The organism is Streptomyces narbonensis, assembly GCF_014649015.1.
In the GTDB taxonomy this organism is placed as follows: domain Bacteria; phylum Actinomycetota; class Actinomycetes; order Streptomycetales; family Streptomycetaceae; genus Streptomyces; species Streptomyces narbonensis.
This window is the reverse complement of record NZ_BMSF01000002.1, coordinates 336,745-353,198: the sequence shown is the minus strand read 5'-3', so window position 1 is coordinate 353,198 and position 16,454 is coordinate 336,745. Positions and strand designations below refer to the sequence as shown.

Genomic DNA, 16,454 nt, shown 5'->3' with positions numbered 1-16,454 from the left:
CGGCCAATCGGGTGAAGCGTCACGGGCCGGCGGGGCCGGGCTTCGGGGAGCCGGGACCGGGCTCCGGCGGGTTGGGGCCACGCTCCGGCGGACCGGGGCCACGCTCCGGCGGGTCGGGGTCGGGGCCCGGCTCCGGGGAGTCGGGGTCGGGCTCCGGCGGGTTGGGGCCCGGCTCCGGGGAGTCGGGGTCGGGCTCCGGCGGGTTGGGGCCGGCGGCGCCCCGGTCGCGGCTCGCGCCTCCCGCGCCTCCCGCGCCTCCCGCCCCGCCGTTCCCGCCGGGCCCGGGCAGTCCGCGGGTCACCAGGAAGCTCGCCAGGGTGATGCCCCCGGTCGCGAGGACGGCCGCCTTGAGGCCGTCCAGCTGGGCCGAGGCGTAGGAGTCGGTGACGGCGTCCACCTCGCTCGGCGGGAGTCCCGCGCTCTCCGCCGCCGAGCGGACCTGGTCGGTGGGGACGAAGCTGATCCCGGCCTCCAGGGCGACGCTGGTCTGCGCGCGCGCCTCGTCCGAGAGTCTCGGGTCGTTCTCGACCTGGGCGGTGAAGGCTTGGGCCAGGGCTCCGATCAGCATGGATCCGATGAGGGCCGTACCGAGCGCGGAGCCCAGGTTCTGCGCGGTGAACTGCAGGCCGCCGACCTCGCTGCGCTCGTCCTCCCCCACGCTGGACTGCACGACGTTCCCGAGCTGCGAGGCGAGCAGCCCCATGCCCAGTCCGAGGAGCGCCATGGCCCAGAAGAACTGGGCGTCGTCGATGACGGGGTCGATGGTGCCGAGGAGCCAGGCGATGGCGGCGAGGAGCAGCACCAGGGCCAGCCGCACGATCCGCCGCGGGCCCAGCTTGCGTCCGAGTTTCGCCGCGCCCAGGGAGGCCGCGAGCATGGTGACGGAGACCGGCACCAGCCGGAGGCCCGTCTCGAAGGCGTCGAGCCCCTGCACCACCTGCAGGTAGAGCGGGATGGTGAAGAAGAGCCCCAGCAGGATGAGGTTCTGGCTCAGCAGGGTCATCAGCCCCGCGCTCAGGGTGGGCCTGCGGAAGAGGGCCAGGTGGACCAGGGGGTCGGCCCCGCGCGTCTCCCGCCGTTCCTCCCACGCACGGAAGAGGAAGAGGACCACGGCTCCGGCCGCGATCACGAACAGCGTGGGGGCGAAGCCGAGGACGGTGAAGGGCGGGTTGCGCGGCTCCACCCAGCCCCACGTGCTGCTCTGCAGCACACCGAGCACGCCGAGGCCCAGGCCGGCCGCCGACAGCACGGCGCCGACGACGTCGAGCCCGGGCCGCCGGGTCACCGGCGCCGGTTCCGGGATCGCCCGCCGCATGAGCAGGACGGCGAGCACCACCACGACCTCGCCCGCGAAGACCAGGCGCCAGGTGAGGTACGTCGTCACCCAGCCGCCGAGCAGCGGGCCGACCGCGATGCCGGCGCCGGCCAGGCCGCCGATGACGCCGTACGCGACGGAGCGGTCGCGGCCCCGGTAGGACTCGGCGACGAGGGCCGCCATGGAGGGGAGCACGAGGGCGGCGCCGAGCCCCTCGATGATCGACCAGCCCAGGGTCAGGACCCACAGGGTGGGCGCGACGGCGGTCAGCGCCGACCCGAGGCCGTAGACCGCCATGCCGATCAGGAAGACGCGGCGACGGCCCAGGATGTCCCCGAACCTGCCTCCGATGATCATGAAGGCGGCCATGACCAGGGCGTACAGGGTGATGACGGCCTGGATCGCGGTCACCTCGGTGTCGAAGTCCTCCACCAGCTGACTGATGGAGACGTTCATGACGGAGGTGTCCAGCACCATCAGGAACTGGGCCGCCCCCAGCACGATCAGAGCACGCCAACGTCCCATGGTCGCCACCTCGCCGGACCTGGCCGCCGGGGCCACCGGCGGCGGGAGTGGTGAAGTCTCCCTCCGCCATCACATCCGAAAGGAAGCGCCCGAGCCACCGGAAGGGCCGGGACTGCGGTCGGCCCCGGCTGCCGGAGCCTGCCTGCCGGCCGCGCCGACGGGCCCCTGCCCGGAGGTCTACCGTCCGGTCGCCCGGGTCTACTGCCCGGCCGACGGAGGCCCGAAGAGCTCGACGGCGCGGCGGACGCCCGCGAGCCCCTCGGCCAGCGCGCTGACGGAGCCGACAGAGCCCGCGACGATGAGCAGCGAGCGGCGCAGCCGCCGCACCTCGGGGTCGCCGCTCCGCGCCATGGCGTCGAGCGCGGCGAGCTCGTTCTCGGCGATGCCCCGGTCGGCGAACTCGACCCGGTGTGCGGCCAGTTCGCGTCGGAGCCGGGACACGGCGAACCGCAGTTCGGTCACCCTGGGGTCCACACCGTCGCCGGTCACTCGCCTCTGCCCCACGCTTCGCAACATGGTTCTCCCCCTCGCACGACACTGTGCGCAGAACTCCGCTCGGAACACTCCGGACTCTCCGAGCACCCCGAGCCGACCCCCCGGTACGGCAGCCGGGCGCCGTGAGTCGCGGGCCAGTTAACTCCTTCGCCACCCCGGCGCGCCACCCTTGGTGGACGGAATTCAGGCGACCGTGTGATTCCGCCCCGTGAGGTATGCAGTCCCCATGACTGCTACAGAAGATCGAAGCCCCGTCGTCGCCGGACTGCTGCTCGCCGCCGGCGGCGGGAGGCGCCTCGGAGGGCGGCCCAAGGCCTTGCTCACGCACCGGGGGCGGCCGCTGGTCGAGCATGCCGTGGGCGTGCTGCGCGGGGCCGGGTGCGAGGTGGTGCACGTGGTGCTCGGGGCGGCGGCCGATGCCGTACGGGAGCGGGCGGAGCTGCCCGGATGCGTACTGGTGGACAACCCGGACTGGGCGGAGGGCATGGGGTCCTCACTGCGGGCCGGGCTCGCCTCGCTGGCGGCCGACGCGCGCGGGGTGGACGCGGCGCTCGTCCTGCTGGTCGACCAACCGGGGATCGGGGTGGAGGCGGTGAGCCGGGTCCGGGCCGCGTACCGCTCGCGCGATTCGCTGGCGGCGGCCTCGTACGACGGACAGCGGGGCCATCCGGTGCTGTTCGGCGCCGGGCGCTGGGCGGGTATCGAGGAGACGGCGGTGGGCGACCGGGGCGCGCGGGACTATCTGGCCGCGCACCGGGATGCGATCACCCCGGTGGACTGTTCGGATGTGGCCGAGCCCTATGACATCGACACGGAGGCGGATCTGGCCCACCTGGAGTGAACGGCACGGGGTGTGGCACGCAGCGCCACGTTGTGTCGATCCGGAGAATCTCGACATCAACAAACCATTGAACTTCCACCATGAGGAAACTAGTATCCACTGTTCAGAAGCGCCTGCCAGTTCCGGAGGCGCTCGCGGCCGTATCTCGGCGCCTGCGGCACTGCGTGCCGTCCCGCGACGCCCGGCGGCCGCCTGGCACCGCCCGTGAAGTTCGCTGAAGGAAGTGACAGTTCATGTCCGCACCAGCGCCGTCCCCCCTGGCCGTCGTCGATGCCGAGCCCCTGCCGCGTCAGGAGGAAGTGCTCACCGAGGCCGCCCTGGCCTTCGTCGCCGAACTGCACCGGCGGTTCACTCCGCGCCGGGACGAGCTCCTCGCCCGCCGGGCGGAGCGTCGCGCCGAGATCGCCCGTACGTCCACCCTGGACTTCCTCCCGGAGACCGCCGCGATCCGCGCCGACGACTCCTGGAAGGTCGCACCGGCCCCGGCGGCCCTGAACGACCGCCGTGTCGAGATCACCGGCCCGACCGACCGCAAGATGACGATCAACGCGCTCAACTCCGGCGCCCGCGTCTGGCTCGCCGACTTCGAGGACGCCTCCGCGCCGACCTGGGAGAACGTGGTCCTCGGTCAGGTCAACCTGATCGACGCGTACACCCGGAACATCGACTTCACGGACGCGCGGTCGGGCAAGTCGTACGCCCTCAAGCCCGCCGGCGAGCTGGCCACGGTCGTCATGCGGCCGCGCGGCTGGCACCTGGAGGAGCGTCACCTCACCTTCGACGGACGCCCGGTGCCCGGCGCGCTCGTCGACTTCGGCCTGTACTTCTTCCACAACGCCCAGCGTCTGATCGACCTCGGCAAGGGCCCCTACTTCTACCTCCCGAAGACGGAGTCGCACCTGGAGGCCCGCCTCTGGAACGACATCTTCGTCTTCGCCCAGGACTACGTCGGCATCCCGCAGGGCACCGTCCGCGCCACGGTCCTCATCGAGACCATCACGGCCGCGTACGAGATGGAGGAGATCCTCTACGAGCTCCGCGACCACGCCGCCGGCCTGAACGCGGGCCGCTGGGACTACCTCTTCTCCATCGTCAAGAACTTCCGTGACGGCGGCGCCAAGTTCGTCCTGCCGGACCGCAACGCGGTCACGATGACGGCCCCGTTCATGCGCGCGTACACCGAACTCCTCGTCCGTACCTGCCACAAGCGCGGCGCGCACGCGATCGGCGGCATGGCGGCCTTCATCCCGTCCCGCAAGGACGCCGAGGTCAACAAGGTCGCCTTCGAGAAGGTCAAGGCGGACAAGGACCGCGAGGCCGGCGACGGCTTCGACGGCTCCTGGGTCGCCCACCCCGACCTGGTCCCGATCGCGATGGCCTCCTTCGACGCCGTCCTCGGCGACAAGCCGAACCAGAAGGACCGACTCCGCGAGGACGTCTCCGTGGCGCCCGGCGAGCTGATCGCGATCGACTCGCTCGACGCGCGGCCCACGTACGAGGGCCTGGTCAGCGCCGTGCAGGTCGGCATCCGCTACATCGAGGCGTGGCTGCGCGGTCTCGGCGCCGTCGCCATCTTCAACCTGATGGAGGACGCCGCCACGGCCGAGATCTCGCGCTCGCAGATCTGGCAGTGGATCAACGCCGGCGTCGTCTTCGAGAACGGGAAGACGGCGACGCCCGAGCTGGCCCGCGAGGTCGCGACCGAGGTGCTCGCCGCGATCCGCGCGGAGATCGGCGAGGAGGCCTTCGCGGCCGGCAAGTGGCAGCAGGCGCACGACCTGCTGCTGCACGTCTCCCTCGACGCGGACTACGCGGACTTCCTGACGCTCCCCGCCTACGAGCAGCTGGTCGGCTGACCTCCTGACCCCGTAGAAGAACCTGCTGATCCGGCTGCCCGCACAGCTGCCGAACAGCTCCCGCGCTCCCCGCGCGACGCACCGAGACAGGGCTCGGCCCCGGTGTCCACACGGACACCGGGGCCGGGCCCTTTCCCGTGTCGTGTGTCGCCGGTCACCTGGCTCCTCACAGGTGACGTGACGCAACCGAGATATGCAGCTACCTAGCGGTAACAAGCCAGGGCGTGCGAGATTCCGCCATGCCACCGGCCGGCGGCTGTCCCCCACGTCACTGCGTACCGCATACCGCAGGAGCACAGCCATGCCTTCGACCCCCCACCGTGCGCTGCGCGGATTCCTGGCTCTGTGTACCGCCGCCGGGCTCGCCTCCGTCGCCGTCCCGTCCGCCCACGCGTCCCCCGGCAGCGGCCCCACCGCCGTCGTCGCCATGGGCGACAGCTACATCTCCGGCGAGGCCGGCCGCTGGCTGGGCAACAGCCTGACCAACTCCGGCAGCCGCACCGGCACCGACCGGGCCTGGACGGGCAGCGGTTACGACCCGTCCCGGGTGTACGGCGCCACCGCGGGCGGCTGCCACCGCTCGGACGTCTCCGAGGTGAAGAGCGCCGGCGCGATCGCCTCCTCCCTCGTCAACCTCGCCTGCTCCGGCGCGACCACGGACAACGTCATCCGGGCCTCCCAGGGCGGCCAGGCCTACAAGGGCGAGGCCCCGCAGGCCGACCAGCTGGCGGCCGTGGCCGCCTCGCACGACGTCGAGCTCATCACGCTCTCCATCGGCGGCAACGACCTGGGCTTCGCCGACATCATCGCCACCTGCGCGAAGGACTACATCGTCTGGTACTCGTACTGCCACGACGACCAGCAGGACGAGGTCGACGCGAAGATCGACGGCGTGATGGCGGACGTCGGCCGCTCGGTCGACGAGATCCGGGCCGTGATGACGGGCGCGGGCTACTCCGCGTCGGACTACCGGATCGTCCTCCAGTCGTACCCCTCCCCCATCCCGCGCGCCTCCGAGAACCGCTACTCGGAGAGCGGCTGGACCCGGACGAACACCGGCGGCTGCCCCTTCTGGAACGCGGACGCCGACTGGGCGCGGGACTCCCTGGTCCCGCAGCTCGCGAACCGGCTGAAGGGCGTCGCGGCGGCCAAGGGCGTGCAGTTCCTGGACCTGCGGGACGCCCTCCAGGGTCGCGAGGTCTGCGCGAAGGCGAGCAAGCAGGTCACGTCGACCGTGCCGGCGTCCGCGACGACGAGCGAGTGGGCGCGCTGGATCGACAGCCAGAGCACGCAGGGTCTGGTCCAGGAGTCGATGCACCCGAACGCCTACGGCCAGCAGGCCCTGGGCCGCTGCCTCGCCCTCGTCCACGCCCGGCCCACCGGGAACCACAGCTGCAGGAACACGGCGGGGTCGGGAGCCTCGGGGATGTACCTCACGGCGGGGTGACGCCGGTCTTCCCGCCGGGCCCGCGGATCACGGCGAAATGACGCCGACGATGCCGAGGGGGCCGAGGACCCGGGCCGTCTCGTGGCGGTCCGCCTCGGTCATCGCCCGGACCAGGGCGGCCGAGCCGCCGGGCCAGGCCGCCGCCGCCGCGTCGAAGGCGGCGCGGCGGGACTCCAGGGGCCCCTTCTTGCCGGGCAGTCCGTCGAGGACGTGGAGTGCCCGCGCCGAGGTGGGCACCTGGAGGTGGTCCGCCCGCTCGCCCCTGGCGCGCAGGGCCTCGTGGGCGTACTCGCCGACCACGGGGTCGCGCAGGGCGCCGCGGAGGGCGTCGGCCGGGGCGGAGGCCGTGTCGATGACGGCGAGGAGGCCCCGGGCGGCGGCCGCGTCGGTGGTGCCCGCGTGGGCCGTGCCGAGGGCGGCGAGCAGCTGGGACCAGGCCTCGGCGGTGTTCGCGCGCAGGTGGAGCCAGTCGGCGAGGACGCGGGCGGCGGACGGCACGGGCCAGCCGGTGGCGGCGACGACCAGGGCCGACGCGGGCCAGGCGGCCGTCTCGGCCGCGGCGGGAGCGGCGATGCCGCGCACGCCGAGGAGGTAGCGCAGGACTCCGGCGCCGCGCGGGGTGAGGCCGAAGGCGTCGCCGGTGCGGAAGAGGAGGCCGGTGGCGGCGAGCCGGTCGACGACCCCGGCGAGGTCGCCGGCGGGCCCGGTGAGCCGCTCCCGGTCCGCCCCGGTCAGCTCGGGGGCTCCCAGGAGCCGTACGAGCTCCTCCGGCGATGGGGTCGTGTACGCGGACGGCGCCTCGTCCGGCACCGGCACCGGCAGGTCCTCCACGGCCGGGTCGACGGTCCAGTCCTCGTACTCGGCGGCCTTGCGGGCGACGGACTCGGCGGAGCAGCCGCGCTGGTAGACGACGTACAGCAGGTGCGGCGCCTCGCCGCTGTAGGGGCCGCCCTCCTCGGCGAGGGCCTCGACGGCGGCGGAGAGCGCGTCGGCGTCCGCCTCGACGGCCCCCGGGTCGGCCGGCTCGTCGACGGCGGGCGGCGGGGGCACGGGGGCGGTGGTCTCGCCGTAGTAGTCGAGGTGCTCGCCGAGGAGGGCGTCGGCGAGGACGAGGTGGGGGAAGGCGTCGGGGCCGGGGGCGTAGCGGGCGTACGGCCCGGAGAGCTGTTCGGCGAGCCCGGCGGCGGTCCACCGGTCGAGGAGCGCGGCGGCCACCTGCCCGATGCCGGTGGCGACGTCGTGGTCGCTGAGGAGCGGCCCCGCGGTCGGGGCGGTTTCCGCGTCGCGTACGTACGCCCGGGTGAGCGCCTCGGAGAGCAGGACGTCGGCGAGGGCCGTGCGGCCCATGAGATGGGCCCGTCGTACGCCGGCGGGGAGCGGCGCGCCGTCGAGGGCGGCGAGCCGGCGGCGTACGTCGTCGGGGTCGGCAAGATCGGTGCCGCAGGCCCGCAGGAGGGAGGCGTACCAGCGGTGCCAGGTGAGGTTCCCCGGGTCGTTCATGGCGCGCTCGAAGTCGGGCCCGGCCTCCGCGACGACGGCGACGACCTGCTCGCCGCGCCCTCCGTCGAACCGCGCGGCGAGCGCCCCGAGCACGGCGGGGAAGACGCCGAGGTCGCCGGGCGCCGCGTACACGAACGCCGGAAGGTCCTCCACGAGGAGGTGCCGCACGAGCCCGGGCGTCGGCTCGGGCACCCCGCTGCGCCGGTCCGCCCCGCGCAGGGCGAGCAGTCCCAGGACCGCCTCGGCGGCACGTGTGAAGACGGGGTCGCGGCGCTCGGGCGTTCCGTCGAGGAAGCTGTCGAGCCCGGTGTTGGTGAGAACGGTCTCGGCCACGCTTCCCAGGGTAATTCCGGGGAGCCGATTCCGGACATGCGAGACATCCGGGTCAGCGCACCACCACCACGCGGGGTGCGGAGAAGTCGCCCCACGCGCCGTCGGGGAGTTGCGCGCGGAGGGTGACGGTGTAGCGGGTGCCCGGGGGGTCCTGGACGGGGAAGGTGTAGGTGGCGCGGGACGGGGGCGGGGTGGTGCCCCAGACGATGGTGGTGGCGAAGCGACCGTCCAGGTGGAGCTGGTGGTGGGTGACGGGGGCTCCGGTGTCCGGCGGGGTCCAGGTGAGGGTGATCTCGCCCTCGGCGGCCGTGGCGGTGAGGTGCTCGGGTGCGGTGTTCGGAGGTGCGCCGGGCGCGGAGGCGGTGGTGAGCTCGACGCGGGGGCTGTCCGGGGAGGAGTTCTCGGCGGCGTCGCGGGCGCGGACCGTGAACGCGTAGGCGGTGCCGGGGCGCAGGCCCGTGACGTGGGCGGTGGTGGTGGTGCCGGGGGCGGTGTGGACGCGGGTGTCGGCCTGGTAGACGTCGTACGCGGTGACGCGGGTGTCGTCGCGTGACGGGGTCCAGGTGAGGGTGGCGGCGCGGCTGCCGTCGGCGGTGGCGCGGAGCGCCTTCGGGGCGGTGGGGGGCGTGCGGTCCTCGGTGTCCGCGGGGAGGGTGGTCGCGGTGACGATGGCGCTGGGGGGCGAGGTGTTGCCGGCGGCGTCGTGGGCGCGGACGGTGAAGGTGTGGCGGGTGCCGGGCGTGAGGCCGACGACGTCGGTCATCAGGGTGGTGGCGGGGAGGTCCTTGACCTTGCGGCCCTCGCGGTAGACGGCGTAGCCGGTGACGGCCCGGTCGTCTCCGGCGGCGCTCCACATGACGTGGACGGTGCTCGCGCTGCCCGCGGTCGCGGTGACCCCGGTCGGGGCGGTGGGGGCGGCGGTGTCCTTCGGCGGGGGTTCCGGGGCGGCCGAGCAGGCGGAGAGCGTGAGCGCCAGGATGGCCAACAGGCTTGCGGCGAGCGGGCGTTGCACGGGAAGCCCTCCGTCCGTCGAAAAGGTCCAGACCTATATCGCACAGCCCGGCCGACCCCGGCAAGGGGGTGGATCGGAGGGCTTTGTCAGTGGCGTCCGCTTCACTGGAATTGTCACGCTCCGTAGTCGAACCAGGGGGAATCATGACGGACCGTACGACCTATGTGACGCTCTTCGGTGTGCGCCGCCGCGGCTGGACCGACTCGATGGTCAGGGACCTGCTCGGCTCGCCCGACGTACAGGGCCGCGATCCGCGCCGCTGGTCCCTGGCACCCGTGCGGCTCTACCTCCTGGTCCGGGTGGAGACGGTGGAGCGGACGGCCGAGTTTGCCGCGGCCTCCCTGCTGTCGAAGGCCCGTTCCGCGGCCGGCGGGATGTACGCGGAGCGGCGTCGCGCCGCCGTGCTCACCTCGATCCGGGCCGCGCCGATCGAGGTGCCGCTGCTCCCCGGCCCCGAGCTGGAGCGGCGGGCCGTCCGCCACCGGCACCTGCTGGGCGCGAGGGACCCCGGCGGCGCCCCTCGGGGAGCGCTCGTGCGATGGCAGGTGAGCTATCTGCGGCAGGCCCTCGCGCGGTACGAGTCGCTGCTCGACGGGTTGTACGGGGAGACCGGCCGCGGGGACGCCGAGCGATTGCTCCGGCGGCGGCTGTACGAGGCGATCGCCGCCGCCTACCCGGCGCTGGCCCAGGAGTGCCTGCGGCGGATCGCGATGGAGCGGTGAGGGAGGGAGCCGTGCGGAGCGCGGCGCTGAGCAGGGGTCAGTCCGTCACCAGGAGGCGGGTGAGCGCGCGGCAGGCGGCCGGGATCGGGGCGACGACCTCGACCTTGCAGCGGGCGCGCAGCGCCTCGGCGGCCTCGCCGAGCGGGCCGCCGCCGATGACGACGGCGCGTGCCCCGTCCCGTTCGGCGCAGGCCCGGACCGCACGCTCCAGCCGGTCGAGGAGCAGCGCGGGGTCGGCGGAGAGCCGTTCGGGGGTGCCGGCGGTGAGCCGGACGCCCGTGTACCGGGCGGTGAGGCCGAGGGCCGCCACCCGTTCGGCGATGGCGTCGGCCAGGAGCGGCGTGGTGGTGGCGACGCCGAACGGCCCGCCGTCGGCGGCGGCTTCCAGGATGGCCGCCTCGCCGAGTCCCGCCACGGGCAGGGCGGTCGCCGCGCGCAGCGCCTCCAGGCCGGGGTCGCCGAAGGCGCCGACGAGGAGTGCCGCGCAGTCGCCCTCGGCGGCGGCCCGGAGTCCGACGGCGAGGACCTGGTGTGCGGCGGCGCGCAGGGCGGCGGGGTCGGTCAGCATGAGCGGGCCCCGGGCGACGGTGACTCCGCGGACGGACAGGACCCCGCGGAGCCCCTGGGACCGGCGGACGTCACGTACCGCCGGGGCTCCGGCGTCCCCACGGACCGCACGGGTGTCCGTCTCCAGGGTCCTCCGGGCGATCACGGTCATCATCGCGGTCGTCGCCGTGGAGGTGTTCGGGTTGATCAGCACGACGGCCCCGGGCCCCGCGGCGTGCGCGGGGACCGGGGCTGACGGTGGGGTGACGAGCGGGTTCAGTGGACGTGCGCCGCCTTCGCCGTGTGGCTGCCGGAGATGTCCTCGCCCGGCTCCATCGGTGCGGTGACCTCGTCGGCGTCCTGGCCCCGGCCCAGGTGGTTGAAGACCACGTTGAGCAGGACGGCCGCGACACAGCCGGTGGAGATGCCCGAGTCCAGGATGATCTTCGCGGTCTCCGGGAAGGCGTGGTAGAACTCCGGCGCCGTGATCGGGATGATGCCGACGGCCAGCGAGACCGCCACGATCAGCACGTTGTTGTCCTTCTCCAGGCCGGCCTTGACCAGGGTCTGGATGCCGCTCGCGGCGACCGAGCCGAAGAGGACGACGCCCGCGCCGCCGAGGACCGGCCGGGGCACGACCGAGATCAGCGAGGCGGCCACCGGGGACAGGCCCATCAGGACCAGGAAGCCACCGCCGCAGGCCACGACGAAGCGGCTGCGGATCCTGGTCATGGCGACCAGGCCGATGTTCTGGGCGAAGGCGCTGCACATGAAGCCGTTGAAGAGCGGGCTGATGGCGGAGCCGAGGGTGTCGGCGCGCAGGCCGGCCGCGATGGTCTTCTCGTCGGCGGGCCGGTCCACGATCTCGCCGAGCGCCAGCATGTCGGCGGTCGACTCGGTCATGGAGACGAGCATGACCACGCACATGGAGATGATCGCGGCGAGCGCGAACTGCGGTGCGCCGAAGTGGAAGGGGGACGGGAAGCCGACGATGTCCGCCTCGGTCACCGGGGAGAAGTCGGTGACGCCGAACGGTATGGCGATGAGCGTGCCGATGACGAGGCCGACCAGGACGGCGACCTGCTTGAGGAAGCCGCGGGTGAAGCGGCGCAGCAGCAGCACCACGACGAGCGTGATGGCGGCGAGGGAGAGGAAGGTCGTCGAACCGTAGTCCTCGGCCTTGGGGTTGGGCCCCTGGGCCCAGCCGAAGGCGACCGGGAGGAGGGAGACACCGATGAGGGTGATGACGGTGCCGGTGACGACCGGCGGGAAGAACCGGACGAGCCGGGAGAACCAGGGGGCGGCGAGGAAGCCGAGCAGTCCGGCGACGATGATCGCGCCGAAGATGACGGGCAGGGCGTCGGACTTGTCGTCGGTGGTGTCGACGATCGCGAGCATCGGGGCGACACCGGCGAACGTGACACCGTTGACGAACGGGAGCCGGGCGCCGATCTTCCAGACCCCGAGCGTCTGGAGGAAGGTCGCGAGACCGGCGGTGAAGAGGCTCGCGCCGGTCAGGAAGGTGAGTTCGGTACCGGAGAGGCCGACGGCCGCTCCGACGATCAGGGGCGGGGCGACGACGCCCGCGTACATGGCGGCGACGTGCTGGAGGCCGCTGGTGAGCATCTTCAGTGGGGGCAGCGTCTCGTCGACCGGATGCGTCTCACGGTCTTCGGGGGCGGAGCCTGCGTCTTGTGCATTGCGAACCTGGGGCTTGGCGGCCACGGCGGTTCCTCCGGTCGGTTACACGTCGGCGGTGACGCGGGGTTCAGGGAGGTGGTGCGATGCGGTGCGAAGTACAGGAGGTGCGGCTCGTTGCGGGGTGGGGCGGGTGCGCGCGGGGAGGAGGCGCTGCGCGGGGACGGGTGCCCGATGGGGGGTTCGGGCGGGGTTCACCTTCCCGGGAGGTGCCGTACGTCTTCTTCGTACGGCACCTCCCGGTCGGGCTGCCGCGGACCCCGCTCGGGTCCGCGGCGACCGACCGAGGGCCGTCCCCCTCGGTCGGACTCCATGGGGAGGGTCAGCCCTGGGCCGTGATGCGGGCCAGGCGCTGCGCCTCCGCGCGCGCGTCGCGCGCGATCTGCTCCTCGTCGGCGAACAGCAGTCGGTTGTTCTCGACGATCTGCTTGCCGTTGACGAAGGAGGCGGTGACCGGAGCCGCGGCGCCGAAGACGATCGCGGTGACCGGGTCGGCGATCGAGGAGTGGCCGAGGCCGTCGATCTTCCAGAGGACGAAGTCGGCGAGCTTGCCGGCTTCGAGGGAGCCGATGTTGTCGGCGCGGCCGAGGACCTGCGCACCGCCGTAGGTGCCGAGGCGCAGGGCCTGGCGGGCGTTGAGCGCGGCTTCGCGGTGGGCGCCGAGGCGGTTGATGAGAAGCGCGTTGCGGAGCTCGGTGTGGAGCTCGCCGGACTCGTTGGACGCGGTGCCGTCGACGCCGAGGCCGACCGGCACGCCCGCCTTCAGCATGTCCGGTACGCGGGCGATGCCGGCGGCGAGGCGCGCGTTGGACGACGGACAGTGCGCCACACCGGTGCCCGTGCGGGCGAAGGCGGCGATGTCGGAGTCGTTCATGTGGACGCAGTGCGCCATCCACACGTCCTCGCCGAGGAAGCCGGTGGACTCGAAGTAGTCCGTCGGGCCCATGCCGAAGAGCTCGTGGCAGAACTTCTCCTCCTCCACGGTCTCCGAGCCGTGGGTGTGCATGCGCACCCCGAGCCGGCGGGCCAGCTCGGCACCCTGCTTGAGGAGCTGGGTGGAGATGGAGAAGGGGGAGCAGGGGGCGACGGCGACCTGGGTCATCGCGTCGAAGGAGGCGTCGTGGAACTTCTTGACGGTCTCCTCGGTCGCGGCGAGCGCGCCCTCGGTGGACTCGACGGCGAAGTCGGGCGGCAGGAAGCCGTCCTTCTCGCTCATGTCCATCGAGCCGCGGGCGAGGGTGAAGCGGACGCCCATGTCGGAGGCGGCGCCGATGATGGCGCCGGACAGGTCGCCCGAGTTCTTCGGGTAGACGTAGTGGTGGTCCATGGCGGTGGTGACACCACCGCGGGCCATCATCGCCAGGGAGCCCTGGGCGGCCACGCGGACCATCGACTCGTCGATGCGCGACCAGGTCGGGTAGAGGGCGACCAGCCAGTTGAAGAGGTTGTGGTCGGTGGCCAGGCCACGGGTGATCCACTGGTAGAAGTGGTGGTGGGTGTTGACCAGACCGGGCGTCACCAGATGACCGGTGGCGTCGATCCGGCGGACCACGTTCTCCAGCCCCTCGGGCGCCTTGCCGGCACCGATGGACTCGATCCTGTTGTCGGCGACAACCAGGTAGCCGGAGGCGTACTCGGTGTCGTTCGCGTCGACGGTCGCGATCGCCGCGTTCTCGATGACGATGCGCTGGGCTGCCGAAGGTGCTGCCATGGCGGTGGTTCCTTCATTCCTCTGTGGTGGTGTGGGCACGGCAGGACCCTAGGAGGATTTGAGTGCCGGAGCCGCGTGACGGGTCCGGGTGCCGAGATGGTGGAAGAACAGGTTGAGCAGGACGGCGACGAGCGCGCCCGCGCTGATGCCGGATCCGAGCACGGTCTGCGCCCAGGCCGGGAAGTCGGCGTAGAAGGTGGGGGCGGCCAGCGGGATGATGCCCGCTCCTAGCGCCACGGCCACCAGGATGATGTTGGAGCTGTCGTCGAGCCCGGCTTCCGACAGGGTGCGGATGCCGCTGACCGCGATCGATCCGAAGAGGACGATGCCGGCGCCGCCGAGGACGGGCATCGGGACCATCGAGACGACCGCGCCGAGGACCGGGAAGGTGCCGAGCACCAGCAGGGCGCCACCGGCGACGGCGACGACGTACCGGGAGCGGACCCGCGTGAGCGAGACGACGCCGACGTTCTGCGCGAAGGCCGAGGTCGGGAAGCCGCCGAAGACGGAGCCGAGCAGGGTCGCGACGCCGTCGGTGCGCAGGCCCCGGGTGATGGTCTGCCCGTCGCTGCGGCGGTCGCAGATCTCGCCGAGGGCGAGCATGCCGGCGCTGGACTCGGTCATGAGCACCAGCATCACGATGCACAGGGAGAGGATCGCGGCGGGCTGGAACTCGGGGGCACCGAAGGCGAAGGGCGTGGGCAGGGCCGCGACGGGTGCCTCGCGCAGGGCCGTGAAGTCGGCCATCCCGAAGGGGATCGCGGCGAGGGTGCCGATGAAGAGGCCGAGCAGCAGGGCGATCTGCTTGACGAAGCCCTTGCCGAAGCGCTGGAAGAGCAGGACGACGACGAGGGTGAAGCCGGCGAGCGCCAGGTACTTCATGGCGCCGAAGTCGGCGGCGTGCTTGTCGCCGCCCTGGGCCCAGCCGACGGGCACGGGCATCAGGGTGACCCCGATGAGGGTGATGACGACGCCGGTGACGAGCGGTGGGAAGAAGCGCAGGAGCTTCCCGAAGAAGGGTCCTACGGCGAGGCAGAAGACTCCGGCGACCAGCACCGCGCCGTAGATGGCGGGGAGTTGGTGTCCGGGGGAGCTGGTCTCGGCGATGGCGAGCATCGGGGTGATGCCTGCCGAGGAGGCGGCGTTGACGAACGGGAGCCGGTTGCCGGCGAAGGTCCGGATGCCGAGGGTCTGCAGGATCGTGGCGCAGCCGGCGATGAGCAGGCTGGCGGCGATGAGCCGGGTCATCCCGGCCGTGTCCAGGCCGACGGCCTGGCCGATGATCAGCGGAGGGGTGACGACGCCCGCGTACATGGCGGCGATGTGCTGGAGTGCCGCGGGGACGAGCCGCGAGGCGGGGAGCTTTTCGTCCACCGGGTGGACCTGGTGGGTCGTGTCCGGCGGGGTGGAACACGGGCCTTCGGCGTGCGCCGGCCCCTTTGCGGGCTGTGCCATGAGAATCCCTCCGGTCCGGTGTACCGGCCCCGCCCGACTGCGGGCGGGCGGGGCCGGTCACACGGATGGCGCTTAGAGGTTGGTCATGTCGACCGGGATCTGCGCCGTCGCTCCGTCGCGGAGGACGGTGGCCTCGATGAGGCCGTACATGCGGTCGGCGGCGTAGTAGACCTCGTTGTCGTTCTTCAGGCCGAAGGGCTCGAGGTCGACCAGGAAGTGGTGCTTGTTCGGGAGCGAGAAGCGGACCTCGTCGATCTCCGAGCGGTGGTTGATGATGCGCGTGGCCATCTGGTAGAGCGTCTGCTGGAGGGAGTACGAGTACGTCTCCGAGAAGGCCTCGAGCATGTGCTTGCGCGTCTGCTCGTAGGACCGCTCCCAGTTGGGCATGCGCTGGTCGTCGTCGGTCCAGTTGAAGCGCCACCGGGCGGACACCTGCGTGGCCAGGATGCGGTCGTACGCCTCCTGGAGCGTCGTGTACTGGTCCTTGATGTAGCCCCAGAACTCCGAGTTGGTGGAGTTCATGACGACGAGGTCCTTGAGGCCGGAGATGACCTCCCACTTCTCGCCGTCGTAGGTGACCTGGGTGACCCGGGTCTCCTGGCCCTTGCGGGCGAAGGAGTGGTTGACCTCTTCGGCGCCGATGAACTTGGAGTTGGCGTCCGAGGAGGCGATGCGCTCCCAGGAGTACTCCTCGATCCGGATGCGCGCCCGCTTGATCGGCTCCTGGCTCGTCACGAAGTGGCGGGCGAGGTGGATGCCGAACTGCTCGGCGGACTCGATGCCGTACTCCTTGGCGAACGCGAAGATGGTGTTCTTCGTCGTGTCGGTGGGGAGGCAGTGGGCGTTGGAGCCGGTGAGGTGGACGTCGTCGAGGTCACCGGAGAGGGCGACGGAGACGTTCAGGTCCTTGATGTGGTGGGTGTCGCCGTCCCGCGTGATCTTGACGACGCGGTTCTCTGCTTTGCCGTACTGGTTCTGGCCGAGAATCGTGGGCATGT

The 16,454-nt window shown here is 72.4% G+C and carries 13 protein-coding genes; 4 read left to right on the top strand and 9 right to left on the bottom strand.

The features are described from left to right. Positions 1 to 19: 19 nt before the first annotated feature. Both IE124_RS05165 and IE124_RS05160 read right to left on the bottom strand, forming a co-directional pair. Positions 20 to 1,840, bottom strand: a complete 1,821-nt coding sequence (locus tag IE124_RS05165; RefSeq protein ID WP_229832155.1) for an MFS transporter — start codon at positions 1,838 to 1,840, stop codon at positions 20 to 22. A gap of 198 nt (positions 1,841 to 2,038) precedes the next feature. After that, on the bottom strand, positions 2,039 to 2,356 hold the full coding sequence (locus IE124_RS05160; RefSeq protein ID WP_189505225.1) for a DUF5955 family protein: 318 nt from the start codon (positions 2,354 to 2,356) through the stop codon (positions 2,039 to 2,041). 205 nt (positions 2,357 to 2,561) lie between these two features. Here IE124_RS05160 and IE124_RS05155 point away from each other — a divergent pair, with 205 nt between their 5' ends. From IE124_RS05155 to IE124_RS05145, 3 genes are all read left to right on the top strand, one after another. Further along, positions 2,562 to 3,176 carry a nucleotidyltransferase family protein gene (locus IE124_RS05155; RefSeq protein ID WP_189505224.1) on the top strand — a complete coding sequence of 205 codons (615 nt, stop codon included), beginning with the start codon at positions 2,562 to 2,564 and terminating at the stop codon, positions 3,174 to 3,176. 233 nt (positions 3,177 to 3,409) lie between these two features. Further along, a complete protein-coding gene (aceB, locus tag IE124_RS05150; RefSeq protein WP_189505222.1) occupies positions 3,410 to 5,032 on the top strand; it encodes a malate synthase A in 1,623 nt (540 codons plus the stop codon). A gap of 301 nt (positions 5,033 to 5,333) precedes the next feature. Further along, on the top strand, positions 5,334 to 6,479 hold the full coding sequence (locus IE124_RS05145; RefSeq protein ID WP_189505220.1) for a GDSL-type esterase/lipase family protein: 1,146 nt from the start codon (positions 5,334 to 5,336) through the stop codon (positions 6,477 to 6,479). A 27-nt stretch (positions 6,480 to 6,506) separates the two neighbouring features. On the opposite strand, the gene IE124_RS05140 is transcribed toward IE124_RS05145, so the two are convergent. Beyond that, positions 6,507 to 8,312, bottom strand: coding sequence for a hypothetical protein (locus IE124_RS05140; protein WP_189505218.1), 1,806 nt, complete (start codon positions 8,310 to 8,312; stop codon positions 6,507 to 6,509). 52 nt (positions 8,313 to 8,364) lie between these two features. Beyond that, positions 8,365 to 9,324, bottom strand: coding sequence for a fibronectin type III domain-containing protein (locus IE124_RS05135; protein ID WP_189505216.1), 960 nt, complete (start codon positions 9,322 to 9,324; stop codon positions 8,365 to 8,367). A 143-nt stretch (positions 9,325 to 9,467) separates the two neighbouring features. On the opposite strand from IE124_RS05135, the gene IE124_RS05130 reads away from it, so the two are divergent. Beyond that, positions 9,468 to 10,046 carry a hypothetical protein gene (locus IE124_RS05130; protein ID WP_189505214.1) on the top strand — a complete coding sequence of 193 codons (579 nt, stop codon included), beginning with the start codon at positions 9,468 to 9,470 and terminating at the stop codon, positions 10,044 to 10,046. A gap of 37 nt (positions 10,047 to 10,083) precedes the next feature. Here the strand turns inward: IE124_RS05130 and IE124_RS05125 are convergent, their stop codons facing one another. The 5 genes from IE124_RS05125 to pucL form a co-directional block, all read right to left on the bottom strand. Then, positions 10,084 to 10,806 carry an aspartate/glutamate racemase family protein gene (locus IE124_RS05125; protein ID WP_229832154.1) on the bottom strand — a complete coding sequence of 241 codons (723 nt, stop codon included), beginning with the start codon at positions 10,804 to 10,806 and terminating at the stop codon, positions 10,084 to 10,086. Positions 10,807 to 10,868: 62 nt separating this feature from the next. Continuing rightward, a complete protein-coding gene (locus tag IE124_RS05120) occupies positions 10,869 to 12,218 on the bottom strand; it encodes a nucleobase:cation symporter-2 family protein (protein ID WP_229832199.1) in 1,350 nt (449 codons plus the stop codon). Positions 12,219 to 12,612: 394 nt separating this feature from the next. Beyond that, positions 12,613 to 14,001 (bottom strand): 8-oxoguanine deaminase, encoded by a 1,389-nt coding sequence (locus tag IE124_RS05115; protein ID WP_189505210.1) that lies wholly within the window; start codon positions 13,999 to 14,001, stop codon positions 12,613 to 12,615. A gap of 48 nt (positions 14,002 to 14,049) precedes the next feature. Then, positions 14,050 to 15,456: a nucleobase:cation symporter-2 family protein gene (locus IE124_RS05110; RefSeq protein ID WP_189505208.1), complete on the bottom strand. Its 1,407-nt coding sequence runs from the start codon at positions 15,454 to 15,456 to the stop codon at positions 14,050 to 14,052. Positions 15,457 to 15,528: 72 nt separating this feature from the next. Then, positions 15,529 to 16,452 (bottom strand): factor-independent urate hydroxylase, encoded by a 924-nt coding sequence (gene pucL, locus IE124_RS05105; protein WP_055640662.1) that lies wholly within the window; start codon positions 16,450 to 16,452, stop codon positions 15,529 to 15,531. Between the last annotated feature and the right edge of the window lie 2 nt (positions 16,453 to 16,454).